General features: G+C 64.6%; 1 protein-coding gene. It reads left to right on the forward strand.

Annotated features, from left to right (window positions below):
• Positions 1-407: AMP-binding protein (locus PA598K_RS14755; protein ID WP_185601982.1), on the forward strand; the 407-nt coding region annotated here is incomplete at both ends.

Below are 407 nucleotides of genomic sequence, written 5' to 3' on the forward strand. Positions count from 1 at the left end.
GCGAGGCGCTGCGGCTCGATGACGGCGCGAGCGACGGCTATCCGGCAGAGACCCCCGAGCTGACGCGCGAGCTAAGCGATCTCAGCTACGTCATCTACACCTCGGGCTCCACCGGCAAGCCCAAGGGGGCGATGCTGGAGCATCTCGGCATGCTCAACCATATGCTGGCGATGATCGAGGAGCTGGCGATCGACGAGACGAGCCGGATCGTTCAGAACGCTTCGCAATGCTTTGACATCTCGGTGTGGCAGTTCGTGACGGCGCTGGCGGCAGGCGGGGAGACGCATATTTTCCCGAACGAGCTGATCATGCAACCGGAGGCGCTGCTCGCGCGGCTCGTCGAGAGCGAGATCACGGTGCTGCAGGCGGTGCCCGCCTATCTGTCGATCCTGCTGGAGACGGCCGAG

The organism is Paenibacillus sp. 598K, from assembly GCF_003851045.1.
GTDB lineage: Bacteria > Bacillota > Bacilli > Paenibacillales > Paenibacillaceae > Paenibacillus_D.